General features: G+C 67.3%; 19 protein-coding genes and 1 riboswitch. Of the genes, 12 read left to right on the forward strand and 7 right to left on the reverse strand.

The genetic code is table 11. The features are described from left to right. Positions 1-5: 5 nt before the first annotated feature. Positions 6-953, reverse strand: coding sequence for a glutathione synthase (gene gshB / locus F614_RS0105215; RefSeq protein ID WP_018865954.1), 948 nt, complete (start codon positions 951-953; stop codon positions 6-8). 184 nt (positions 954-1,137) lie between these two features. Here gshB and F614_RS0105220 point away from each other — a divergent pair, with 184 nt between their 5' ends. From F614_RS0105220 to F614_RS0105245, 6 genes are read left to right on the forward strand one after another with little or no spacing between them, the layout of a single operon-like run. Then, the gene (locus F614_RS0105220; protein WP_026279175.1) at positions 1,138-1,554 is read left to right on the forward strand and encodes a PleD family two-component system response regulator; all 417 of its coding nucleotides are present in this window, start codon (positions 1,138-1,140) and stop codon (positions 1,552-1,554) included. A 37-nt stretch (positions 1,555-1,591) separates the two neighbouring features. Continuing rightward, a complete protein-coding gene (locus tag F614_RS0105225) occupies positions 1,592-1,957 on the forward strand; it encodes a PleD family two-component system response regulator (protein WP_018865952.1) in 366 nt (121 codons plus the stop codon). Next, entirely contained in the window at positions 1,954-2,535 is a 582-nt protein-coding gene (locus F614_RS0105230) for a chemotaxis protein CheW (RefSeq protein WP_018865951.1), read from the forward strand. The genes F614_RS0105225 and F614_RS0105230 overlap by 4 nt, the downstream gene beginning before the upstream one ends. A gap of 36 nt (positions 2,536-2,571) precedes the next feature. Beyond that, positions 2,572-4,662, forward strand: a complete 2,091-nt coding sequence (locus F614_RS0105235) for a methyl-accepting chemotaxis protein (protein ID WP_019558412.1) — start codon at positions 2,572-2,574, stop codon at positions 4,660-4,662. Positions 4,663-4,677: 15 nt separating this feature from the next. Continuing rightward, positions 4,678-10,446, forward strand: coding sequence for an Hpt domain-containing protein (locus F614_RS0105240; RefSeq protein WP_019558413.1), 5,769 nt, complete (start codon positions 4,678-4,680; stop codon positions 10,444-10,446). After that, positions 10,443-10,934 carry a hypothetical protein gene (locus tag F614_RS0105245; protein ID WP_018865948.1) on the forward strand — a complete coding sequence of 164 codons (492 nt, stop codon included), beginning with the start codon at positions 10,443-10,445 and terminating at the stop codon, positions 10,932-10,934. The genes F614_RS0105240 and F614_RS0105245 overlap by 4 nt, the downstream gene beginning before the upstream one ends. 30 nt (positions 10,935-10,964) lie before the next feature. Here F614_RS0105245 and F614_RS0105250 read toward each other — a convergent pair whose 3' ends face one another. The 4 genes from F614_RS0105250 to metK form a co-directional block, all read right to left on the reverse strand. After that, positions 10,965-11,708, reverse strand: coding sequence for a 16S rRNA (uracil(1498)-N(3))-methyltransferase (locus F614_RS0105250; protein ID WP_018865947.1), 744 nt, complete (start codon positions 11,706-11,708; stop codon positions 10,965-10,967). Between the two features lie 5 nt (positions 11,709-11,713). Further along, positions 11,714-12,568, reverse strand: a complete 855-nt coding sequence (gene metF / locus F614_RS0105255; protein WP_018865946.1) for a methylenetetrahydrofolate reductase [NAD(P)H] — start codon at positions 12,566-12,568, stop codon at positions 11,714-11,716. A gap of 95 nt (positions 12,569-12,663) precedes the next feature. After that, positions 12,664-14,076 carry an adenosylhomocysteinase gene (ahcY, locus tag F614_RS0105260; protein ID WP_018875962.1) on the reverse strand — a complete coding sequence of 471 codons (1,413 nt, stop codon included), beginning with the start codon at positions 14,074-14,076 and terminating at the stop codon, positions 12,664-12,666. Positions 14,077-14,095: 19 nt separating this feature from the next. Continuing rightward, positions 14,096-14,177: riboswitch (S-adenosyl-L-homocysteine riboswitch) on the reverse strand. 33 nt (positions 14,178-14,210) lie between these two features. Then, positions 14,211-15,383: a methionine adenosyltransferase gene (metK, locus tag F614_RS0105265; RefSeq protein WP_018865944.1), complete on the reverse strand. Its 1,173-nt coding sequence runs from the start codon at positions 15,381-15,383 to the stop codon at positions 14,211-14,213. Between the two features lie 405 nt (positions 15,384-15,788). Here metK and tkt point away from each other — a divergent pair, with 405 nt between their 5' ends. From tkt to F614_RS0105295, 6 genes are all read left to right on the forward strand, one after another. Next, the gene (gene tkt / locus F614_RS0105270) at positions 15,789-17,789 is read left to right on the forward strand and encodes a transketolase (RefSeq protein WP_018865943.1); all 2,001 of its coding nucleotides are present in this window, start codon (positions 15,789-15,791) and stop codon (positions 17,787-17,789) included. A 41-nt stretch (positions 17,790-17,830) separates the two neighbouring features. Continuing rightward, positions 17,831-18,829, forward strand: coding sequence for a type I glyceraldehyde-3-phosphate dehydrogenase (gap, locus tag F614_RS0105275; protein ID WP_018865942.1), 999 nt, complete (start codon positions 17,831-17,833; stop codon positions 18,827-18,829). A 138-nt stretch (positions 18,830-18,967) separates the two neighbouring features. Further along, positions 18,968-20,146: a phosphoglycerate kinase gene (locus F614_RS0105280; protein WP_018865941.1), complete on the forward strand. Its 1,179-nt coding sequence runs from the start codon at positions 18,968-18,970 to the stop codon at positions 20,144-20,146. Between the two features lie 38 nt (positions 20,147-20,184). Further along, entirely contained in the window at positions 20,185-21,615 is a 1,431-nt protein-coding gene (gene pyk, locus F614_RS0105285; protein WP_018865940.1) for a pyruvate kinase, read from the forward strand. 78 nt (positions 21,616-21,693) lie between these two features. After that, the gene (gene fba / locus F614_RS0105290) at positions 21,694-22,758 is read left to right on the forward strand and encodes a class II fructose-bisphosphate aldolase (RefSeq protein ID WP_018865939.1); all 1,065 of its coding nucleotides are present in this window, start codon (positions 21,694-21,696) and stop codon (positions 22,756-22,758) included. Between the two features lie 104 nt (positions 22,759-22,862). Next, positions 22,863-23,639, forward strand: coding sequence for a lipid-binding SYLF domain-containing protein (locus F614_RS0105295; RefSeq protein WP_018865938.1), 777 nt, complete (start codon positions 22,863-22,865; stop codon positions 23,637-23,639). Here the strand turns inward: F614_RS0105295 and bioD are convergent. Together bioD and F614_RS0105305 are read right to left on the reverse strand one after the other, a co-directional pair. Further along, positions 23,579-24,283: a dethiobiotin synthase gene (gene bioD, locus F614_RS0105300; RefSeq protein WP_018865937.1), complete on the reverse strand. Its 705-nt coding sequence runs from the start codon at positions 24,281-24,283 to the stop codon at positions 23,579-23,581. The two genes, F614_RS0105295 and bioD, sit on opposite strands and share 61 nt — an antisense overlap. Beyond that, positions 24,280-25,176, reverse strand: a complete 897-nt coding sequence (locus F614_RS0105305; RefSeq protein WP_018877228.1) for a phosphoribosylaminoimidazolesuccinocarboxamide synthase — start codon at positions 25,174-25,176, stop codon at positions 24,280-24,282. Before F614_RS0105305 ends, bioD begins: the two co-directional genes overlap by 4 nt. Between the last annotated feature and the right edge of the window lie 124 nt (positions 25,177-25,300).

Consider the following 25,300-nt stretch of genomic DNA (forward strand, 5'->3'; position numbering starts at 1 on the left):
GCCGGTCATCCTTCGATCGGGCGGGTGAGATAGTCGATGTACTGGCCGGCGAGGTCGTGACCGGTGGCGTCCAGCTCGCGCACGCCGGTGGGGCTGGTGACGTTGATCTCGGTCAGGTAGTCGCCGATGACGTCGATGCCGACAAAATCCAGGCCGCGGGCCTTGAGTTCCGGGGCGATCTCGCGGCAGATCCAGCGGTCGCGCTCGGTCAGCGGGCGGGCCTCGCCGCGGCCGCCCGCGGCGAGGTTGGCCCGGCTCTCGCCCGCGGCGGGGATGCGCGCCAGGGCATCGGGGCAGGGCTCGCCGCCGATCAGGATGATGCGCTTGTCACCCTCGGTGAACTCCGGCAGGAAGCGCTGGGCGACCACGCTGCGCTGGTCGAATTCGGTGATGGTCTCGAGGATGACCGAGGTGTTCGGGTCGCCCTGGCGGATGCGGAACACCGACGCCCCGCCCATCCCGTCCAGCGGCTTGACCACGATATCGCCCTGCACCTCGAGGAAGGCGCGGATGCGGCTTCGGTCGCGGGTGATCAGCGTGGGCGGGCAGCACTGCGGGAAGTGCGCGGTAAAGGCCTTCTCGTTGACGTCGCGCAGGGCCTGCGGCCGGTTCGACACCCGCACGCCCTCGCGTTCGGCGAGGTCGAGGGCGTAGGTCGCATAGATGTATTCGAGATCGAACGGTGGATCCTTGCGCATTAGCAGCACATCGAAACGGGCCGCCGGGCCCGTCTCCGGATCGCCCAGGCGGAAGAAGTCGTCGCGCTGGTCACGCACCTCGATGGGGCGGCTGCGCGCGCTCGCGCGGCCCTCCTCGATCCACAGATCGGCCGGCTCGAGATAGTGCAGGCGGTGCCCGCGGGCCTGCGCGGCCAGCATCATCGCGAAGCTGGTGTCCTTCCAGGGTTTGATGTCCGCCACCGGGTCCATCAGGATGGCAATGTTCGTGGTCACGTTGCCTCGATCGTGCGGGGTGTCCGGGCAGTATGCCACGCTGATCGAAGCTCGCGCGGCACCCGGAGGGTGGTGGCGGTGTTCGATGCATTGCGCTGCGCGCGATGCAATATCATGGTGTGCTGTTTGTCACACGGCCCCGCTTCCGCTAGATTCGGGGCGAAATGGCCAGGGGGGGGAGAAGGTGTCTAACGCGCTTGCCGAAGCGGACTCGGCCACCGAGTTTCAGGGACTCAAGGTCATGGTGATCGACGACAGCAAGACCATTCGGCGCACCGCCGAATCCTTGCTGCAAAAGCACGGGGCCGAGGTCATTACCGCCGTGGACGGCTTCGAGGCGCTGTCCAAGGTCGCCGAGTCGCGTCCGGACATTATCTTCATCGACGTCATGATGCCGCGCCTGGATGGCTACCAGACCTGCGCGCTGATCAAGAACAACAAGCAGTTCCGCGCCACGCCGATCATCATGCTGTCCAGCAAGGACAGTGTGTTCGACAAGGCGAAAGGCCGCGTCGTGGGGTCGGAGGATTACCTCACCAAGCCATTCACCAGGGACGACCTCCTGGGTGCCATGCGTCAGTACGCCAGCCCCTCGGCATGACGCGTTCCGCCACACCAACCAAGGAAAGACGAACCCCATGGCCCGTATTCTGATCGTTGACGATTCCCCGACCGAGATCCACGTGCTGCGTACCATGCTCGAGAAGCACGGGCATTCGGTGACCACCGCCGAGAGCGGCGAGGACGGGGTCGCGGCCGCGAAGTCGCAGGTCCCGGATCTGGTGCTGATGGATGTCGTGATGCCCGGGCTGAACGGCTTCCAGGCGACCCGCCAGCTGTCCCAGGCCGAGGAGACGGCGCATGTGCCGGTCGTCGTGGTCAGCACCAAGGATCAGGCGACCGACCGGGTCTGGGCGATGCGCCAGGGGGCCCGGGACTACATCACCAAGCCGGTGGTCGAGAAGAACCTGCTGGAAACCATCGGGAAGTACCTCTCCGCATGAAGACCGACCTGTCCTCGCCGTTTGCGCTGATCGCGAGCCTTGATCGCGAAGGGCGCCGCGTCAATCGCGAGTTGCGGCGGGACATTGGTACGGGCTGGCGCGGGGTCTTGCTGCGTGTTGGCGATTTCCGCTTTCTGGTCGACATGGACGCGATCGCCGAAGTGGCCGATCCGATGACGCTCACCCGCGTACCGCTGGCGGATGCCGCCGTGCTGGGGGTGGGCAACCTGCGCGGGCTGGTGCTGCCGGTGTTCGATATGGGCAAGCTGTTGCTGGACCGGCCATTGCCGGACGACGCGACCGGGCAGCGGATCGTGGTGGCGCCGCAGGGCCAGGGCATGGCCGGGCTGCTGGTCAGTCAGGTCGAGGGGATGCGCCGCTGCATCCCGTCCCAGCGCCGTCTGGAAGTCTCGGTCCCCGAGGCTGTCCGACCCTTTATTACCGGCGGATTCGATCTCGGGCACCGGCTGCATCCGGTGCTGGATCTGGATCTGCTGCTGAATGACAACAATCGCTTTACCGGCACGGGCTTGGCCGGTACATCCAGTAGCGAACAGTCCGCAGCCGCAGTCGGATGACGCGGGGCGCGGGGCTGCGACAGGGGGTATGAACTGATGGGATCGAGTCGTCGCGCACGTAATTTTGTCCTCGGGGGGCTGCTGGTGCTGGCCCTGATCGCGACCGGCGGGGCCTTTACCTACCACGAGTACGAGCAGAGCCAGTATCGTGACCGGATCGCGCTGGCCAACGACCTGCGCCTGCTGTCGCAGCGGCTGGCCACCAGCTCGCTGGAGGCCGCCGCGGGTTCCGAGCAGGCATTCTCCGACCTGCAGTCGCTGCGGGATGACTTCGAGGCACGTCTGGAACGGATCCGCACCGGGGGCGAAGGGCTGCAGCCGCTGCCCGAACCCCTGCAGGAGGACATCGCCACCGTGGACCGCGAGTGGTCCGCCTATCGGGACCACATCAACACGGTCATCCTCGGGCGTTCGGATATCCAGTTGATCACCGAGTTCTCCGACGCGGTGGCGGCCTTCTCTCCGGAACTGTCGCGGCTGTCCGATGATGTCGTGCGGCGGATGACCCAGATCGGCGAGCCGCCCGAGCAGGTCTATGTGGCGGCACGCCAGACCATGCTGATCCAGCGGATCGCCAACAACCTCGGCCGGGTGCTGCAGGGTGGCGCCGAGGCGGCCGCCGCCATCGAACGCTTCGAGCGTGACGCGACGCTGTACGGGCGGGTGCTGGACGGGCTGATCGAGGGCTTCGCCCCGCTGGGTGTGGAGCCGGTTGACGACCCGCAGGCACGGGCCCTGCTGCAGGAGATCGCCACGTTGTTCGTGGCCTTCAGCGAGGCGGTGGAAGGGGTTCTGGATACCTCCACCCAGGTGTTCGAGGTCAATGCCGCGGCCTCCAGTGTCGAGGCCAGCAGTGGCGCGATGCTCGAGACGACCGGCGCGTTCGAGACCGCCATCACGCGGGAGGCCGAACGGGCGGGCGTGACCGCCCTGATCGGCTTCGGCTTTGGTGGCCTGGCGCTGCTGCTGCTGATCGCGATGGGGCTGTTCCTCTACCGCGACACCAAGCGCGAACTGGCCGAGACCGAGGCCCAGAACGAGCGCAACCAGCAGGCGATCCTGCGCCTGCTTGACGAGATGATGAACCTCGCCGATGGCGACCTCACCGTGAACGCGACGGTGACCGAGGACTTCACCGGCGCCATCGCGGACTCGATGAACTACGCGATCGAGAACCTGCGTACCCTGGTCGCGACCATCAACACGGTGGCGGCCGACATCAGTGAGTCCTCGGCGTCCACCCGTTCGCAGGTGCTGGGGCTGGCCGAGAAGTCGGAAGAACAGGCCCGCGAGATCCAGCGCGCGGATGACGCGATCGACGAGGTCTCGCGTTCGGTGGACAAGGTGGCCCAGGATGCCGAGCAGTCGGCCTCCGTGGCACGTAACTCGGTGGAGATCGCGTCCCGCGGGGCCGGCACCGTGCGCCGCTCCATCGAGGGCATGGACAGTATCCGCGAGCAGATCCAGGAGACCGCGAAGCGGATCAAGCGACTGGGCGAATCCTCGCAGGAGATCGGCGACATCATCGGGCTGATCAACGACATCGCCGAACAGACCAACGTGCTGGCACTGAACGCGGCGATCCAGGCCTCCGCGGCGGGCGAGGCCGGCCGCGGCTTCGCGGTGGTGGCCGACGAAGTCCAGCGCCTCGCGGAACGTTCGTCCTCCGCGACCCGTCAGGTCGAAGGCCTGGTCAAGGCCATCCAGGCGGATACCAGCGAGGCCGTGAGCTCCATGGAGCAAAGTACCGCCAACGTGGTCCAGGGGGCCGAACTGGCCCAGGCCGCGGGCGAGGCGCTGTCCGAGATCGAACAGGTCTCCGCCGATCTCGCGGACCTGATCGACGGTATCTCCTCCTCGGCCCGCAAGCAGTCCGAGATGGCGCAGGACGTGACCTCCATCATGGCGCAGATCCGCGAAATTACCTCCGAGACCACGCAGGGGACGCAGTCCACCGCGGCGGCGATCGGGGATCTGGCCCAGCTCTCGGCCCAGCTGCAGTCCTCGGTATCGGACTTCAAGCTGCCCGAGCCGGGCAGCGCTACCGAGGCCGTTGGCGAGGACCCCGATGCGGTGGATCCCGATCCCGACGCCGATACGACGTCCTCCGACGAACAACGGGCCTGACGGCGGACCCGGCCGATGGCATCCAGCGCACTGAACTGGGTCCGCGACGAGCTCGACAAGCTGTTTGTCGAGGTCCAGGACGCATTGCGGCGGTATTCCGACGACCCGACCTGCGGTGACTGTCTGGCCGAGGCGCGCAGTCGGGTCGAGCAGATCCGCAATACCCTGGTCATGGTCCAGGTCGAGAGTGTGGTCCTGATCCTCGACGAGATGCTCCAGGTCCTGGACGAACTGCAGCAGGCCGACGAGCCCAACGTGGCGGCCACCGAGCCCTTGCTGCGGGCGTCCCTGCAGCTTCCGGACTATCTCGAGAACGAGGGCGATGGCGAACTGCCCTCGCCGATGATCCTGGTCCCGCTGTTGAACGAGCTGCGCAGCAGCCGGGGGGCATCGCTGTTGCTGGACGTCGCGGCGCTGATGCCGGACCCGCAGGCCGTCGACGATGACCGCGTGGGTTCCGGTGGCGAGGTGCTGGACCCGGCAGCGCGGCTCCCGGTCCTGCAGCAGGCGCGCCGCCGCTTTCAGCGGGACCTCCTGGAACTGGTGCGCGGCGAGGATGCCACGGCGCCGGCCGCGCGCCTCCAGGCAACTGCCCGCACGGTCGAGGAGGTTGTTCCGGCGGGCGAGGCCCGCCGCCTGTTCTGGGTCGCCGGTGCGGTGCTGGAGGCGGTCGCCGCCGGGGGTGTCGAGGCCGATACCGACGTGCGGCGCCTGGTCGGGCGGGTCGACCGTGAACTCGGGCGCTACCTGAACGCGCTCTCGGCCCACCTGGAGAGCGGCGATGCGGGCTCGGAGCCCGAATACGCGGCGCCTTCGGACCTGACCAAGACCCTGCTGTTCCACGTGGCCTGCGCCACTTCGGAAGGGGAGCAGACCCTTGCGGTGCGCGAGGTGTTCGGCCTCGACGGCCTCGGCCTCGAGGACGACGCCGGCAGCGTCGGTCGTTCGGTCTACGACAACCTGCGCCAGGCGCTGGAAGACGACCTCGCCGAGGTACGCGAGCGGCTGGACGTACTCATGCGCTCCGCGGTGCGGGGCGCCGAGGACCTCGCTCATCTGCGCGAACAGGTCGAGCGGATCGGTTCCACGCTCAGCCTGCTGGGTCTGGAATCCGGGCAGGAGCATACCGATGCCCTGGCGGCGTCGCTGACCCCCGAGCGTGCGGGCGAGGCCGACGAACAGGTCGACATGGTACTGGCGGAACATCTGCTCGCCCTCGAATCCCTGCTCGAATCCGGTCTGCGGCGCAAGAGCCACAGTCCCACGCCACAGGCGGAGTTCGATCGCGCGCTGGCGGCCGCGGTCTACAAGGAGGCCCTGGTCGATGTTCGCCGGGTGCGCGACATCTTCCTCGGTTTTCTCGACGCCGGGGCGGAGGCTGGCGAAAGCGGCCTCGACGAGGCCCGCGAGGGCCTGCGGCGCATCGAGGGGGCCATGTCGATGTCGGGCTTCGAGGCACTGCATGCCCTCCTCGGGCCGCTGATCCGGCATCTGGATGCCCGCGCCGGCAGGGCGGCCACGGAGCTGGAGGAAGGCGAGGTCGAGGCCCTGGCCGAGGTCCTCAGCAGCATCGAGGTGGCCCTCGAATCGTCCGGCCAGCCCTGGCGCGAACTGGACAGCGTGCACGAGCGCGGCATCGCGGCCTTGCAGCGCATCGGCGCGATCTCCGGTGGCGATGGCGCGGATGCGCCGCTGGCCGCGGTTCCCGAGACCGGGGAAGCCCCGGAGGCGGAGCCGGAGCACGACTCGGCCGAGCCGGTGGCTGACAACGAGGTGGCGTTCGACTCCGGCGCGCTCGATGATCGGCCGGCGGAGGATGCCCCGGAGTCGGGGGCCGAGGCCGGGATCCCCGCGGCCGACGTCGCGCCCGCTGCACCCCCGGCGAGCTCGGTGCCCGCGGGGGGGCGTGATTCGCTGCCATTTGACGATGCGGTGCTGGCGGATCAGGTGCGCGGCCCGGACGTCGATCCGGAGATCCTCGAGATCTTCCTCGAGGAGGCGGACGAGGAGGTGGCCAGCCTGCGCCAGCACTTCCCGCTGTGGCAGTCCAACCCGGCGGACCTCGACACCCTGTCGGTGATCCGCCGCTCCTTCCATACCCTGAAGGGTTCGGGGCGGCTGGCCGGGGCCCTGCGTCTGGGCGAGTTCGCCTGGGCGGTGGAGTCCTTCCTCAATCGCCTGCTGGATTCCGGGCATGAGGCGGACCACGCCACCCTGCAGGTTATCGAGGACGCCATCGGGGTCCTGCCGGGCCTGGTGAGCGAGGTCCGGGATGATACCGGACCGGATACCCCGGTCCTCGACATCGCCCTGCGCCTGCGGGCCCTGGCCGGTGGCGAGCCGGAAACCGAGGCCGAGGCGGACGAAGAGGCCATGGCCCCCGCCGCTCCGTCGGGTGCGGAAGCCGAATTCGAGGCACTGGCGCGCACCCTGGATGATCTGGACGCCCCGGCCGCTGCGGCATCCAGCGAGACCCTGGAGCCTGTGGAGCCAGACCAGGATGAGGCTGCCGACGAGCTCCTCCAGGAATCCGGTGCGTTCGTGCCGGACCTCCCGCCGGATGCGCTGGAGCCATCCGTCCCCGAGTCGGACGCGTCTGTTGCCGACGCAGAGCCGGAAGGGGAGTCAGCCCCGATGGCGGGCAGCGACGACTTGCAGGCTTCCGCGCCGGATGTCGAGCCGCTGGATCTGGACGATCTCGAGCTCCCGGCCGATGCCTTCGAGGTGACGGAAGAGATCCTGGAGGGGGGCGACTCGCTGCCCGTGGAGGGCGCGCTCGAGCCGGAGGCCGATACCCCGGAACTGGAGGGGGTTGCGCCCGGAGAGCCGGGGATCGAGGAACCGGCACCGGACGAGGTGGACCTCGCGGAGGCCTCGGCGGGAGACTCGGCCGCGCGCATGGAGACCGACCCACAGCTGTGGCAGGTCTTTGCCGCCGAGGCCCAGGTACACCTGCTCACCCTGCGGGGCTGGCTGGATGAAGCGCAATGGCGCCCGGACCGGATCCCGAATCATGATCTGGAGCGCGCGCTGCACACCCTGAACGGCAGCGCGCGCACGGCCGACATCCGCGGTATCTACTCGGTCTGCGGCCCGTTCGAGCGCCTGATTCGCATCCACCGGGATATGGAATGGGCCCTGTCGGGCGAGGCCGTCGAGCTGCTGCGCCGGCTGGAGACCTACGTCGCCGAGGCGGTGGCCGACGAGGAACCCGATCCGGCCAAGGTGCTGGATCCGCCGTCCTGGGCCCCCGAGGTCTACGCCCTGCTGGATCATGCGACCGCCGAGCAACTGCTGCGTGCCGAGGAGCAGTCCAGCGAGGAGGAATCGCCGGAATTCGACGAACCCGAAGCCGCCGAAGCGGCGCTCGAGGTGTCCCCGGAGCCGGAAGCGGGCGCCGAGCCCGAGCCCGAGCTGGAGATCGACTGGGAGTTTGCCGAGGTCTTCATCGAGGAGGCCCGGGATATCCTGGAGGCCGCGTTCGCCGCCCTCCATGGCTGGCGCGAGGCCGGGGGGCGGCCCGGTCCGGACCAGAACGCCTTCCAGCGCGAGGTGCATACCCTGAAGGGCAGTGCCCGCATGGCCGGTTTCACTGTGGTCGGCGCCATCGCGCACGCGCTCGAGAGCGCGCTGAGCGTGGAGACCGAGACCGGTCTCGAGCCGCGCGATGGCTTCTTCCAGCTCACCGAGCGCGCCCTGACGGATGTTCAGCACCTGGTGGAGCGCGGGGTCGGGGCCTGGCAGATGGACGAGTCGGCCAGCGAATCGCTGCCGGCGCTGCGGAGCTGGGCCGCCGGCGAGGCCGGCGAATCGCCCGAGCCCGAGCCTGAGGCGGGCGCACCAGCGGAGACCGAGGCCGATGCGGGCGACGCGGAGACCGACGCACCGGCTGCCGAGGCGGCAATGCCGGCCGCAGCGGGGGACCAGCGCAGCCACGAGCCGCCGGAATCCGAGGGGCGCCGTATTCAGGACCAGGTCCGCATGGACGCCGAGGTCCTCGACAGCCTGGTGAACAACGCCGGCGAGCTGGCAACCTTCCATCGTCGATTCGAGCAGACGGTCGGGCGGGTCGAGGGCCAGGTCGACGAACTCGAGCGCACCATCGCGCGTCTGCGCGACCAGCTGCGCAAGCTCGAGATCGAGACCGAGGCGCAGATCCTGTTCCGGGTGGAGGAGGAGAGTGGCGAGGAGGCCCTGGACTTCGATCCGCTGGAGATGGACCGCTACTCCGGGATCCAGCAGCTGTCGCGGGCCCTGGCCGAAAGTGTCAGTGACCTCGAGGCCCTCAAGCAGGAAGTCGGCGACGAACTCCAGAATGCCGGCGGCATCCTGCTGCAGCAGCGTCGCGTCGGGACGGACCTGCAGGATCAGCTGATGCGCCAGCGTATGGTGCGTTTCGCCCGCATGGCGCCCCGTCTGCGCCGCGTGGTACGCCAGGCGGGCGAGGATCTCGGCAAGCCGGTGCGGGTGGAGTTCACCGGCCAGGGGGCCGAACTCGACCGCGCCCTGCTGGAACGACTGGTGTCGCCCCTGGAACACCTGCTGCGCAATGCCATCGCCCATGGTATCGAGGCACCGGCCGAGCGCGAACAGGCACGCAAGCCGGCCCAGGGTCAGATCGATGTCAGCCTGGAGCAGTCGGGCAGCGAGATCCGTCTGCAGGTGACCGACGATGGTCGCGGCATCGACGCCGAGGCCATCCGCGCCCGCGCGCTCGAGCGCGGGTTGATCGCCCCCGATGCTGAAGTCTCGGACGCCCAGGCCCTGCAGCTGATCCTGCAGTCCGGCTTCTCCACCGCTGCCGAGGTCTCTCAGGTGGCCGGTCGCGGGGTCGGTCTGGACGTGGTGAACAGCGATGTGAAGCAGCTCGGCGGCACGCTGGAGATCCAGTCGACGCCCGGCAAGGGCTCGCGCTTCACCATGCGCCTGCCGTTCACGCTGGCCATCTCCCAGGCCCTGCTGGTCCAGGTGGGCGAGGAGACCTTCGCAGTCCCGATGGCCTCGGTCGAGGGCGTGGTCCGCGCCCGCGCCGAAGAGATCGACTCGCAGGACGCCAAGGCGACCTACAACTACATCGGGCAGGACTACGAGGTGCGTGGCTTGGGCGACCTGATGGGCGTGGAGAGCCAGGCCGGGGTCGAGCACTTCCCGGATCATCCCTTCCCGCTGTTGCTGGTGCGGGCGGATGACCGGCGCGTGGCCCTGCGCATCGACGGCCTGCTGGGCAGTCAGGAGGTCGTGGTGAAGTCGGTGGGCCCGGTGCTGAGTCGCATCCCGGGGGTGGCGGGTGCCACCCTGCAGGGCGACGGCTCGGTGATGCTGATTCTGGACCTCAGTATGCTGGTGCGCTTTGCCGAGGCCACCGCGTCGCTGCCGGAAGCCCCGCAGGCAGTATCCGAGGCCTCGAGCTCGAAGCGGATTATGGTGGTCGACGACTCGATCACGATCCGCAAGGTCACGGCCCGTCTGCTGACCCGCCACGGCTACGACGTGGTGACCGCGCGCGATGGTCTGGACGCCGTGGGTCTGCTCGACGAGCGCCGGCCGCAACTGATCCTGCTGGATGTCGAGATGCCGCGCATGGATGGCTTCGAGTTTGCCGCCCATGTGCGGGACCACCCGGACTTCGGGCAGGTGCCGATCATCATGATCACCTCGCGCAGCGGCACCAAGCACCGGGAGCGGGCCGACCGCCTCGGGGTGAATGGTTATCTGGGCAAGCCGTATCTGGAGAATGATCTGCTGAATGCCATCCGCGAGCAGCTGCAGGAGGTGCCGGCATGAGCGACGACGCACAGACCCAGGCGGTCGAGGCCGTGATCGTGCAGCTGGACACAGGCTCCATCCTGCTGCCGCGCAGCGCCTTTCTCGAGGTCACCACCCGCGCGGGTGCCGTGGAGCAGGACGCCGAACACCCGGAGATCCCCTGGCTGGAGCCCAGCCTGGTCTGGCAGGACGTGCAGGTGCCGGTGATCAACGTGAATCAGCTGCTGGACCCTGGCCGCGACAGCGGCGAGGACCGTCGCCGCTTTACCCGCCTGCTGGTGATGCAGGCGGTCATGCAGCCGGAGCACCTGCCGTTCTACGCGCTCGAGGTGCGCGGGACGCCGCACCCTGTGCAGATCACCCCGCAGAACATCTACGCGCTGGAAGATTCCGACGCCACCCCCTGGTCCTGGCGGGTGAAGGCCTCCGGTGTGACCACGCACCTGCTGCGCCTCGACACCCTCGAACAGCGCCTGCTGGAGATTGCCGAGGCCCAGCCGGCCTGAGGCCGCATTGGTCTCCGGGCGGGACGGGCGTTATCCCTGCAGGTCGCCCAGGCGGGCCTGGACCAGGGTCAGCAGGGCCATCGCGGCGGTTTCGGTGCGCAGGGTGCGCGGGCCCATCCCGACCCCCAGGAATCCCCGGTCCTGTGCCAGCGCGATCTCCGCGGGCGTGAGGCCGCCTTCCGGCCCGACGAACAGCGCGACCGCCGCTGGTCGGCTGCGGCCGTCCAGGCGCGCATCCAGTCCCGGCGCCCCTTCCTCGGCAAGCAAGGCCAGGGTGTCATGCCAGCCCGAGAGGACCGTGTCCGGTGGAGCGGGTTCCTGCAACTGGGGGAGCTCGTTGCGCCCGCACTGTTCCGCCGCGGCGCGCAGGATCCCGTGCCAGTGACGCTGGCGCTTGTCCAGGCCCTTGTGGGCGGCGGCCGAACGTGAGCGTTCGCAGAGCACCGGACGGATGGACTGCACCCCAAGTTCCACGGCCTTCTGGATCGCCAGGTCCATGTGATCGCCGCGGGCAATGCCCTGGAGCAGGTGGATCGGAAAGGCAGGGTGGGTCGGCGGCGCGGCACGCTCGCCCAGGTGGAAGGTGCCGTCGCGGCGACCGTTCAGTTCGAGAGTGGCCTCGAATTCGTTGCCAAGGCCGTCAAAGACGCGGCAGGGGGCGCCGCTCTTCAGGCGCAGGACCGTGGTGGCGTAGTGCAGGCGGTCCTGCGGGGCGGGAAGCGACCGCCCCGCGGCCAGTGCCTCGGATTCGAGCAGCAGCCGGGGGCAGCGCACGGGGGCTACTTCCGGTTGTCGAGGTCCAGGGCCTTCCAGATCTGTTCGGTCGGCCCGGCCTGGTTCATCGAATAGAAGTGGATCCCGGGGGCACCCTTGTTCAGTACGTCATCGGTCAGGCGCGTGGCGACCTCGATACCGAATTTGCGGATCGACTCCTTGTCGTCGCCGTAGGCCTCCATCCGCTTGCGGATGTAGCGCGGGATCTCGGCACCGCACATCTCGGAGAAGCGCACGATCTGGGTGTAGTTGGTGATCGGCATGATCCCGACAATGATCGGGATGGTGATGCCCATCTTCTCCACCCGTTCCATGAAGGCCTCGTAGGCATCCACGTTGTAGAAGTACTGGGTGATCGCGGCGTCCGCGCCGGCGTCCACCTTGGTCTTGAAGTTCTCCAGGTCCTTCTCGGCGTTCGGGGCCTGCGGATGGAACTCCGGATAGGCCGCGACCTCGATCTTGAACTGGTCATCGAACTCGGAGCGCACAAACTCCACCAGCTCGGAGGCATAGCGGAAGTCGCCGCCGGAGTTCTTGGTGCCGGACGGCAGGTCGCCGCGCAGCGCGACGATGCGGTTCACCCCGATGTCGCGGTAGCTCGACAGCAGCTCGTGCAGCTCGCCCCTGGTCGAGGAGATACAGGAGACATGCGGGGCGGCGGGGATGCCGTCGTTGGTGATGATGTCCTTGACCGTCTCCAGGGTGCGGTCGCGGGTGGAACCCCCGGCGCCGAAGGTGACGGAATAGAACTCGGGATTCAGGGCGCCCAGACGCTTGCGGGCCTTGGCCAGTCGCTCGGCTCCGGCCTCGTCCTTGGGCGGAAAAAACTCAACGCTGTAGACGCGTTCTTGTGCAGACATGTTTGTCCTCCAGACAAAAAGAAGGCGGACCGCACGAACATGCGGCCCGCCCCGGCGTTCACATTAACAACGAATTGAAATGTGAGGCTGGCCGATCAGTAGCGGTAGTGTTCCGGCTTGAACGGGCCATCCACCGGCAGACCCAGGTACTTGGCCTGTTCGTCGGTCAGACGGGTCAGGTTGGCACCCAGCTTCTTCAGGTGCAGCTGCGCGACCTTCTCGTCCAGGTGCTTCGGCAGCACGTAGACGTTCTTGTCGTACTGGTCACCCTTGGTCCACAGCTCGATCTGAGCCAGGGTCTGGTTGGTGAAGGAGTTGGACATCACGAAGCTCGGATGACCGGTGCCGCAGCCCAGGTTCACCAGGCGGCCTTCGGCCAGCATGATGATCCGGTTGCCGTTCGGCAGGATGATGTGGTCAACCTGCGGCTTGATGTTCTCCCACTCGTACTTGCGCATCGCAGCCACGGCGATCTCGGAGTCGAAGTGACCGATGTTGCAGACGATGGCCTGATCCTTCATGCGGGTCATGTGATCTTCGGTGATCACGTCCTTGTTACCGGTGGCGGTAACGAAGATCTCGGCCTTGTCGGCCGCTTCTTCCATCGTGACCACGCGGAAGCCTTCCATCGAGGCCTGCAGGGCGCAGATCGGGTCGATCTCGGTGATCCACACGGTGGCACCGAGGCCGGCCAGCGACTGGGCGGCACCCTTGCCGACGTCACCGTAACCGGCAACCACGGCGATCTTGCCCGCGATCATCACGTCGGTGGCGCGCTTGATGGAGTCCACGGTGGACTCGCGGCAGCCGTAGAGGTTGTCGAACTTGGACTTGGTGACCGAGTCGTTGACGTTGATCGCCGGGAAGGCCAGCTCGCCGTCCTTCGCCATCTGGTACAGGCGATGGACACCGGTGGTGGTCTCTTCGGTCACGCCCTGGATCTTGGCGAGCATGTCGGAGTACCAGGTCGGCTGTTCGGCCAGGCGTTCCTTGATCTTGGCGAACAGGGCTTCTTCTTCCTCGTTCTCCGGCTTGGCGATGACCGACTGGTCCTTCTCGGCCTTGGCGCCCAGGTGCAGCAGCAGCGTGGCGTCACCACCGTCGTCCAGGATCATGTTGGCGCCGCCGTCGAATTCGAAGATGCGGTGGCAGTAGTCCCAGTACTCTTCCAGGGTTTCGCCCTTCACGGCGAAGACCGGGGTGCCGTTGTCGGCGATCGCGGCCGCGGCGTGGTCCTGGGTGGAGTAGATGTTGCAGGAGGCCCAGCGCACGTCGGCACCCAGGGCTTCCAGGGTCTGGATCAGCACCGCGGTCTGGATGGTCATGTGCAGGGAGCCGGCGATCTTCGCGCCCTTCAGCGGCTTGGAGGCCGCGAACTCTTCGCGCGTCTGAATCAGACCGGGCATCTCGGTTTCGGCGATCGCGATTTCCTTGCGGCCGAATTCGGCAAGGTTGATGTCCTTGACGACGTAATCGGTCGTTTTCTTGTCGTTCATCACAGCATTCATGGATTAACTTCTCCGTCTATCTGGATGAGCGCCGTGTTCACGTTTCAGGGGAGCATCCGGCTGAGCCTGACGGTTAAACCGCTGCAGCGCTCCTCAGCCGGATGGGTATTTCGCTTACAAAATGTCGGGTGCTCTTAGAGGCCCGCCATCTTCTTAAGTTCCTCGGCCTTGTCGGTGCGCTCCCAGGGGAGGTCGACGTCTTCGCGGCCGAAGTGACCGTAGGCGGCAGTCGGCTTGTAGATCGGGCGCAGCAGATCCATCATCTGGACCAGGCCCCACGGACGCAGGTCAAACGCTTCGCGGACGAAGCCTTCGATCTTGCGGTCATCCAGCTTGCCGGTGCCGAAGGTGTCGACGGTGATCGAGGTCGGTTCGGCCACGCCGATGGCGTAGGAGACCTGGATCTCGCACTTGTCGGCCAGGCCGGCGGCGACGATGTTCTTGGCCACGTAGCGGCCGGCGTAGGCAGCGGAACGGTCCACCTTGGACGGGTCCTTGCCGGAGAACGCGCCACCACCGTGACGGGCCATGCCGCCGTAGGTGTCGACGATGATCTTGCGGCCGGTCAGGCCGGCATCGCCCACGGGACCACCGATCTCGAACTTGCCGGTCGGGTTGATGTGGATCTGGTCGTCGGAGACCTGGCTCAGCCACTCGGCCGGCAGGACCTTCTTGAAGATCTCTTCGTAGACCGCTTCCTTCAGATCCTTCTGCGAGATGTCCGGGCTGTGCTGGGTGGACAGGACCACCGCGTCCAGGCCGGCCGGCTTGCCGTCTTCATAGCGCAGGGAGACCTGGCTCTTGGCGTCCGGACGCAGCCACGGCAGCTTGCCGCTCTTCATCAGTTCGGACTGGATGCGCACCATCTTGTGGGCGTAGAAGATCGGGGCGGGCATCAGGGTGTCGGTTTCGCGCGCAGCGTAGCCGAACATCAGGCCCTGGTCGCCGGCGCCCTGGGTGGCGCGGTCGGAGACGTCGCGGTCCACACCCATGGCGATGTCCTGGGACTGTTCGCCCAGCACGTTCAGCACGGCGCAGGTCTTGCCGTCGAAGCCCTTGTCGGAGTCGTCGTAGCCGATCTCGCAGACCGTTTCGCGCACCAGCTTCTCGTAGTCGATCTGGGCACCGGTGGTGATCTCGCCCAGCAGCATGACCATGCCGGTCTTGGTGGCGGTTTCGCAGGCGATACGGGCGTGCGGATCCTGCTCGATGATGGCGTCGACGATGGTGTCGGAGACCAGGTCGGCCATCTTGTCGGGGTGACCCGCAGAGACCGACTCGGAAGTGAAGATGTAATCGTTGGACATTAGGCGTTCCTTTATGGTCGTTTCCATTTAGTTTTGCGCAAAACGACCGCTAGTGTAACGCGACTCGCGGGATTTTTCTAAGCCCCTCCCCGGCGAGGGTAGGGGCATGTGCCCCCCTGGTCGGTGGCGAGGGCGCAGCGTGGCGCGCCCTGGGGGCGACTTGCCCCGGTGCGCGAAAGTGGCCAAAATGCACCGCGTTTGATGGGGAGAGCTGCCCGCCGCGCTGGCTGCGCCGTCGGGTGGTACCTGCTCCCGCAGGCTGCTCGGGCCGCCGCGCGCCGGAGCGCCGGCCGATAACCGTGAGCCCCTCGTTCGGCCGACTCGTCCGGGTCGGTCGCCGCTGTCGCCTCGCGCCGCCGCCCGCCATCAGCCAAACCCAACACTACTTTAGAGCAGGAGATCAGCATGCCGACCCGTAGAGAGCTTGCCAACGCCATCCGCGCCCTGTCGATGGACGCGGTTCAGAAGGCCAATTCCGGTCACCCGGGTGCGCCGATGGGGATGGCAGACATCGCCGAGGTGCTGTGGAACGATTACATGCAGCATAACCCGGCGAACCCGAGCTGGCCGGATCGCGACCGCTTCGTGATGTCCAACGGCCACGGCTCCATGCTGGTCTACTCCCTGCTGCACCTGACCGGCTACGACCTGCCGATGGACGAGATCAAGCAGTTCCGTCAGCTGCACTCCAAGACCCCGGGTCACCCCGAATACGGCTACACCGCCGGCGTCGAGACCACCACCGGGCCGCTGGGCCAGGGGATCTCCAACGCGGTGGGCATGGCGCTGGCCGAGAAGATGATGGCCGCCCACTTTAACCAGCCCGGGCACAACATCGTCGACCACAACACCTACGCCTTCCTCGGCGACGGCTGCATGATGGAAGGGATCTCCCACGAGACCTGCGCGCTGGCCGGCACCCTGGGCCTGGGCAAGCTGATCGCCTTCTGGGATGACAACGGCATCTCCATCGACGGCGAAGTCGAGGGCTGGTTCACCGACGACACCCCGGGCCGCTTCGAGGCCTACGGCTGGCACGTGGTGCGCGGCGTGGACGGCCACGACGCCGATGCGGTCAAGGCCGCGATCGAAGAGGCCCGCAAGCACAGCGACAAGCCGAGCCTGATCTGCTGCCGCACCGTGATCGGCTTCGGTTCGCCGAACAAGTCCGGCAAGGAAGAGTGCCACGGCGCCGCCCTCGGCGACGACGAAGTGGCCCTGACCCGCAAGGAGCTGGGCTGGAACCACGGCCCGTTCGAGATTCCGGACGATATCTACGCCGGCTGGAGCGCGAAGGACAAGGGTGCCAAGGCCGAGTCCGAGTGGAAGGAGCGCTTTGCCGCGTACAAGCAGGCGCACCCGGAACTGGCCGCCGAGTTCGAACGCCGCATCGCCGGTGATCTGCCCGCCGACTGGAGCGAGAAGGCCAGTGCCTTCATCAAGGAGACCGTCGAGAAGGCCGAGAAGGTTGCCTCGCGCAAGGCCTCGCAGAACACCATCGGCGGTTACGCCCCGGCGCTGCCGGAACTGCTGGGCGGCTCCGCCGACCTGGCCGGGTCCAACCTGACCATGTACAGCGGTTCCAAGGGCGTCAGCAAGGACGACGCCGCCGGCAACTACGTGTTCTACGGCGTGCGCGAGTTCGGCATGGCCGCGATCATGAACGGCATCGCCCTGCACGGCGGCTTCATCCCGTACGGCGGCACCTTCCTGATCTTCTCCGACTACGCCCGCAACGGCATCCGCATGTCCGCGCTGATGAAGCAGCGCGTGATGTACGTGCTGACCCATGACTCCATCGGTCTCGGCGAAGACGGCCCGACCCACCAGCCGGTCGAGCAGACCCCGAGCCTGCGCCTGATCCCGAACCTCAATGTGTGGCGTCCCTGCGACGCGGTCGAGACCGCGGTGGCCTGGAAGGCCGGGATCGAGCGCACCGATGGCCCGTCCGCGTTCATCCTGTCGCGTCAGGGCCTGCCGCACATGGAACGTGATGGCGAGCAGCTCGCCAACATCGCCCGCGGCGGCTACGTGCTGAAGGACTGCGACGGCACCCCCGACCTGATCTTCATCGCCACCGGTTCCGAGGTCGAGCTGGCCGTCCAGGCCGCCGACGAACTGGCCGGCGAGGGCAAGAAGGTGCGCGTGGTCTCCATGCCCTGCGTCGAGTTGTTCGAACAGCAGGACCCGGCCTACCGCGAGGCCGTGCTGCCGAACGCGGTGCGCGCGCGGGTCGCCATCGAGGCCGGCGCAACGACCACCTGGTACAAGTTCACCGGCCTCGACGGCGCGGTGTTCGGGCTGGACCGCTTCGGCGAGTCCGCTCCGGGGGGCGCCCTGTTCGACTACTTCGGCTTCAAGCCGGCGAACGTCGCCCAGGTCGCGCGTGACGTGCTGAACGGCTGAGTCCGCAACGATTTCGCATAAGCAATAGAGAGGAGACTCCCATGTCTATCAAGGTTGGTATCAACGGCTTCGGTCGTATCGGTCGCATGGCCTTCCGCGCCATCGCCAAGGACTTCCCGAACCTGCAGGTGGTCGGCATCAACGACCTGCTGGACCCGGAATACCTGGCCTACATGCTGCGCTACGACTCCGTGCACGGCCGCTTCGACGGCGACATCAGCGTCGACGGCGACCACCTGGTGGTGAACGGCAACCGCATTCGCCTGACCGCCGAGAAGGATCCGGCCGCGCTGAAGTGGGGCGACATCAACGCCGACATCGTGATCGAGTCCACCGGCCTGTTCCTGACCGCCGAGACCGCCCAGAAGCACCTGGACGCCGGCGCCAAGAAGGTGGTGATGTCCGCGCCGTCCAAGGACGACACTCCGATGTTCGTCTACGGCGTGAACCACGGTGACTACGCGGGCCAGAACATGGTCTCTGCCGCCTCCTGCACCACCAACGCCCTGGCCCCGGTGGCCAAGGTGCTGAACGACACCTGGGGCATCAAGCGTGGCCTGATGACCACCGTGCACGCCGCCACCGCGACCCAGAAGACCGTCGACGGCCCGTCCATGAAGGACTGGCGCGGCGGCCGCGGCATCCTGGAGAACATCATTCCGTCCTCCACCGGTGCGGCCAAGGCTGTGGGCAAGGTGCTGCCGGAACTGAACGGCAAGCTGACCGGCATGGCCTTCCGTGTGCCGACCTCCGACGTCTCCGTGGTCGACCTGACCGTGGAACTGAACGGCGACGCCAAGTACGACGACGTCTGCGCGGCCATGAAGAAGGCGGCCGAAGGCGAGCTGAAGGGCGTGCTGGGATACACCGACGAGCTGGTGGTCTCCACGGACTTCCGTGGCTACACCGCCCCGTCCGTATTCGATGCCGGCGCCGGCATCCAGCTGGACCCGACCTTCGTGAAGGTCGTCGCCTGGTACGACAACGAGTACGGCTACACCTGCAACATGCTGCGCATGGTGGAGCACGTCGCCAAGTAATGGCGGATGGCCGGGCCCTCTCCGGGGTCCGGCCGTTTCTCTTCCCGGGTCCAGAGGCCTGGGGCCAGTCCCTTCGGGGACTAGCCCGAAGCCTTTTTCCTTTTCTTTCTTTTCAACCGTATTTCGAGAGGTACTCCCATGTCTGTCATCAAGATGACCGATCTCGACCTGCAGGGTCGCCGCGTACTGGTGCGTCAGGATCTGAACGTCCCGGTGAAGGACGGCAAGGTCACCTCCGACGCCCGCATCCGTGCGAGCCTCGAGACCGTGCAGAAGGCGCTGGACGGCGGCGCCGCCGTGATGCTGATGTCGCACCTGGGCCGCCCCACCGAGGGTGAGTTCTCCGAGGAGGATTCCCTGGCCCCGGTCGCCGAGCACATGGCCGGTCTGCTGGGCCGAGAGGTGCGTCTGGTGCGCGATTACCTCGACGGTGTGGACGCCCAGCCGGGCGAGGTGATCCTGCTTGAGAACGTGCGTTTCAACGCCGGCGAGAAAAAGGACGACGAGGCCCTGGCGAAGAAGTACGCGGCCCTGTGCGACGTGTTCGTGATGGACGCCTTCGGCACCGCCCACCGCGCCCAGGCCTCGACCCACGGCGTGGCGAAGTTCGCCCCGCAGGCCTGTGCCGGCCCGCTGCTGGCCAAGGAGCTGGAGGCCCTCGGCCATGCCCTGGAGACCCCGAAGCGCCCGCTGGTGGCCATCGTCGGCGGCTCCAAGGTCTCGACCAAGCTGACCGTGCTGGAGTCGCTGTCCAACGTGGTGGATCAGCTGATCGTCGGCGGCGGGATCGCCAACACCTTCATCGCCGCCCAGGGCCACAGCGTGGGCAAGTCGCTGTTTGAAGCCGACCTGGTGGACGAGTCCAAGCGCCTGATGGAGGCGGCCCGGGCGAAGGGTGGCGAGATCCCGGTCCCCACCGACGTGACCGTGGGCAAGGAATTCTCCGAATCGACCCCGGCCGAGACCAAGTCGGTCGACGCGGTGGCCGATGACGACATGATCTTCGACGTCGGCCCCGAGACCGCGGCGACCTACGCCGAGGCCCTGCGCAACGCCGGCACCATCGTCTGGAACGGCCCGGTGGGTGTGTTCGAGTTCGACCAGTTCGCCGGTGGCACCAAGGCCCTGGGCGAGGCCATCGCCGAGAGCAACGCGTTCTCCATCGCCGGTGGGGGCGACACCCTGGCCGCGATCGACAAGTACAACCTGGCCGATCGCATCAGCTATATCTCCACTGGCGGTGGCGCCTTCCTCGAGTTCCTGGAAGGCAAGACCCTGCCGGCCGTCGCCATCCTGGAAGAACGCGCCAAGGGCTGACGCCCGGGCGCGTCCACCGCTGACGGAGATCGACGCGGATGAGACGTACCAAGATCGTGGCCACCCTCGGGCCGGCCACGGACAGCGACGATGCCATGGAGGCCATCATCCGGGCGGGTGTGGATGTGGTCCGGCTGAACTTTTCGCATGGCGACCCGGACGACCATCGTCAGCGCCTGGCTCGGTTGCGCGCGGCCTCCGAGCGCGCCGGACGCTGTGTCGGGGTCCTCGGTGACCTGCAGGGGCCGAAGATCCGGATCGACCGGTTCCAGCAGGGCAAGGTGCATCTGGAAGAGGGCGCGCCCTTCGCGCTGGATGCCGAGCTGCATCGGGATGCCGGGGATGCCACCCAGGTGGGGCTGACCTACAAGGACCTGCCGGCCGATGTGGTGCCGGAGGATATCCTGCTGCTGGACGACGGCCGCATCGTGCTGAAGGTCAAGGCAGTGAAGGGCAGCCGGATCGAGACCACGGTGCAGGTCGGCGGGGAGCTGTCCAACAACAAGGGTATCAATCGCCAGGGCGGCGGACTCTCCGCTCCGGCGATCACGGACAAGGACCGCGAGGACATCCGCCTGGCTGCCGAGCTGCAGGTGGACTACCTCGCCGTGTCCTTCCCGCGTTCCGCGCAGGACCTGCACCTGGCGCGCAGCCTGCTGAAGGATGCCGGCTGGGAGGCCGGGATCTGCGCCAAGATCGAGCGCTCCGAGGCCCTGGAGGTGATCGACGAGATCATCGCCGCCTCCGAGGTGATCATGATCGCGCGCGGCGATCTGGGTGTGGAGATTGGTGACGCCGAGCTGCCGGGCGTGCAGAAGACCCTGATCACCCGGGCACGGACCCTCAATCGTCTGGTCATCACCGCGACCCAGATGATGGAGACCATGATCCAGAACCCGATCCCGACCCGCGCCGAGGTGTTCGACGTGGCGAATGCGGTGCTCGACGGCACCGACGCGGTGATGCTCTCCGGCGAGACCGCCACCGGGCGCTACCCGGCGCGCGTGGTCACCAGCATGGACCGGATCTGCGAGGCCGCGGAGCGTCAGCGCGCCGCGCGTCAGTCCGACCATCGCATGGATTCGACCTTCGGCCGGGTCGACGAGGCCATCGCGATGGCCACCATGTACACGGCGAACCATCTGGATGTCGCCGCGATCGCCGCGCTGACCGAGTCCGGCTCCACCGCACTGTGGATGTCGCGCATCAGTTCGGGCATCCCGATCTACGCGCTCACCCAGCACGAGTCCACCAGCCGCCGCATGACGCTATATCGCGGCGTCTACCCGGTGACCCTGAACCCGATCCCCGAGAGCCACGAAAGTGTGAACCGTGAAGCGGTGAACTTGCTCAAGGCCGAGGGCGTCGTGCAGGATGGCGGGCTGGTTATCATTACGAAGGGCGACCTGCAGGGCGAGCATGGCGGTACCAACGCCATGAAGATCGTGCGCGTCGGCGAACTGGCCTGACCCGCGCACCGCCCGTGGTCGAGCAGTCAAGAATCGGTTTATCTACTACCTCAGTCCGAATCCCGTAAGGAGGAATCCATGGCACTGATCTCACTTCGCCAGCTTCTGGACCATGCCGCCGAGCATGGCTATGGCATGCCGGCGTATAACGCCAACAACATGGAACAGGTCCACTCGATCATGGAAGCGGCCGCTGCGGTCGACTCCCCGGTGATCATTCAGGCCTCCGCCGGAGCCCGCAAGTACGCCGGCGAGCCCTTCCTGCGTCACAACATCATCGCCGCGATCGAGCAGTACCCGGACATCCCGGTCGTGCTGCACCAGGACCACGGCTCCGAGCCGGCGGTCTGCCTGCGTTCCATCCAGTCCGGTTTCAGCTCGGTGATGATGGACGGCTCCCTGATGCCCGACATGAAGACCCCGGCCACCTACGAGTACAACCGTGACGTAACCGCCAAGGTCTCCGAGATGGCGCACTCCTGCGGTGTCTCCGTGGAAGGCGAGCTGGGTTGCCTGGGCTCTCTGGAAACCGGCCAGGCCGGCGAGGAAGACGGCTCCGGGGCCGAGGGCACCCTGTCCCACGACCAGCTGCTGACCGACCCGGACGAGGCGGCCGACTTCGTGAAGAACACCAAGTGCGACGCCCTGGCGATCGCCATCGGTACCTCCCATGGCGCCTACAAGTTCACCCGTCCGCCGACCGGTGACATCCTCGCCATCGAGCGCATCAAGGAGATCCACAAGCGCATCCCGGATACCCATCTGGTCATGCACGGGTCCTCCTCCGTTCCGCAGGAGTGGCTGGACATCATCAACAAGTACGGCGGCGACATGGGCGAGACCTATGGCGTGCCGGTTGAAGAGATCCAGGAAGGCATCAAGCACGGCGTGCGCAAGGTCAACATCGACACCGACCTGCGTATGGCCTCCACCGGTGCGGTGCGCAAGTTCCTGGCCGAGAATCCGAAGGAATTCGACCCGCGCAAATTCCTGAAGGCCTCCACCGCGGCCATGAAGGACATCTGCCAGGCCCGTTACGAGGCCTTCGGTTGCGCCGGCATGGCGTCCAAGATCAAGCCGATCTCCCTGGACGACATGGTCAAGCGCTACCTGTCCGGCGAGCTGGATCCCAAGGTCAACTGATCCTGCGGATTGCAGCACGAAAAAGGGGGCTTCGGCCCCCTTTTTTTGTGCCATGATGCCGCCATCGGAACACCGTTATGGAGGATTCCTCGATGCACCGAAGGATGCCCCAGATTCTTGCTCTTCTGCTGTTCGTGGCGTTCGCCGGAGCGGCTCAGGCCAACCCGTTCAGCCGCGAGATCGATCCGCAGGACATCATCGACCGCGCCCAGGCGACGGTGGAGAACATGGCCACCCATCCCGAGTACGAGTCCCTGAAGGAGGACCTGCGCGACGCGCGCGGCGTGGTTATTTTCCCGCGCGTGGCACGCGGTGCCTTCCTGATCGGGGGGTCTGGCGGAATCGGGGTGTTCCTCGCGTGGGACGACGAGCGCGGCGACTATTCCCCGGTGGCCTTCTACTCGCTCGGCTCGGTCAGCTTCGGCATGCAGTTCGGCGGCGATGCCGCCGAGGTGGTGATGGTCGCGCGCACCCAGGATGCGGTCGACTCCATGTTCGGCTCCGCGATCCGGCTCGGGGCCGATGCGTCGGTCGCCGCGGGCCCGGTAGGGGCCGGCCGCAGCGCCACCCCCACGGCCGACTTCCTTTCCTATTCCCGCGCACGCGGCGCCTACCTGGGGATGAGTCTCTCCGGTTCGCGTATGACCGTGCGTGACGACTTCAACGAGGCCTACTACGGCGAATCGCAGCGCCCGGTGCATATCATCGAGACCCGCCGGGTCGACCGCGAAGGGACCCGCGCCCTGCGCGAGACGCTGGCCGGTTTCCGTGCCGATGCCGCCGACGAGGAGCCGGCCCCGGCCGACTCCGAAGCCCGTGGTCAGGAGCGCGAGTCCTCCGGCGGGGTGCGCCCGGACAACTTCGAGGTCGAGAGCTTCTGAACCAGCGCCGCGCGGGTGATGCCTTCCGGTGACGTGATGACCGGGGCGCGGGTCCGGGCGCGCAGGGCCGTGGCGTTGTCGAGCCGCGGGTCGCAGTCCGCTCGGCGGCGGTTGAGCACAATCCCGGCCAGACTCAGGCCGCGCCGTTCGAGCGCCTCCAGGGTCAGCAGGCAGGTATTCAGCGTGCCCAGCCGGTCCTCCGCGACCAGCAGCACCGGCAACCCGAGGTGCTCGGCGAGGTCCGCGTTCAGGCCGTCGGCACAAAGCGGCGAGTAGAAGCCCCCCGCGCCCTCCACCAGCCGTGGCCCCGTGCCTTCGCCGGCGCAGGCCGCCGCCAGTTCCGCGAGCGTCAGGTGCACGCCCTGGTTCGCGGCGGCCTGGTCGGGGGCGATGGCATCGGGGAAGCGCCAGGGGGTGACCTGTGCGATCGCGGTGTCCGGCAGGCCGGCCGCGCGGGTCAGGTTCAGCCCGTCCTCGGGCAGCAGGCCGTCGGGGCCCGGCGGGCAGCCCGACTCCACCGGTTTGCGCGGTTGCGGCGCCAGGCCCTGCTGCCGCCAGCACTCCAGCAGCGCGCAGCCGACGAAGGTCTTGCCGACGCCGGTATCGGTGCCGGTGACGAACAGGCCCTGCAGGGTCTCGCTCATGCGGCGCGGGTCAGGCGCTCCAGGGCCTCGCGGTAGCGCGCGGCGGTCTGTTCCACCACCGCCGCGGGCAGTTCGGGGCCCGGCGGCTGCTTGTCCCAGTCCAGGGTCTCGAGGTAGTCGCGCACGTACTGCTTGTCGAAGGACTCGGGGCTGCGCCCCGGCGCGTACTGGTCGGCCGGCCAGAAGCGCGAGGAGTCCGGGGTCAGCACTTCGTCGATCAGGTGCAGCGTGCCGTTGGCGTCGACGCCGAACTCGAACTTGGTGTCGGCGATGATGATCCCGCGCCCGGCCGCGTAGTCGCGTGCCATCGCGTAGATCGCCAGCGCCGCATCGCGGACCTGGCGGGCCCGCTCCGCGCCGATGGTGGCGACCACCGCATCGAAGTCGATATTGGCGTCGTGGTCACCGACGTCCGCCTTGGTGCTGGGCGTGAAGATCGCCTCCGGGAGCTGCGAGGCGAGTTCCAGCCCGTCCGGCAGCGGAATGCCGCAGACCGCGCCGCTCGCCTGGTAGTCCTTCCAGCCGGAGCCGATCAGGTACCCGCGCACCACGGCCTCCACCGGCAGGGCCTCCAGCCGGCGGATCACCAGGCTGCGTCCTTCCAGTGGGGCACGAATCGCCGGGTCCGGGATGACCTGCTCCAGCGGGATATCGGTCAGCTGGTTGGGGATGCCCAGCTCGCGCTGGATCTTGTCCATCCAGAACCGGGTGATCTCGGTCAGCACCCGGCCCTTGCCGGGCACGCCGGTCGGCAGGATCACGTCGAACGCGGACAGGCGATCCGTGGTGACCATCAGCCAGTGGTCGGCATCCACCGCGTAAAGGTCGCGCACCTTGCCGCGATGGACGAGTTCCAGGTCGGGGATATGGCTTTCGAGCAGGGTATCGGTCATGCGGCGATTCTACCGGGCGCGGCCCCTGTACACCACGGCGCCGGGAAGAGCCCGGTCAAGGGCGATCGACAGGAAGACTGGAAGAACGGAAGGTTTTATTTCGGATCGAAAACAGGGTTCGAAG

Origin of the sequence: Thioalkalivibrio sp. ALE12, assembly GCF_000381105.1 — a bacterium.
Lineage (GTDB): Bacteria > Pseudomonadota > Gammaproteobacteria > Ectothiorhodospirales > Ectothiorhodospiraceae > Thioalkalivibrio.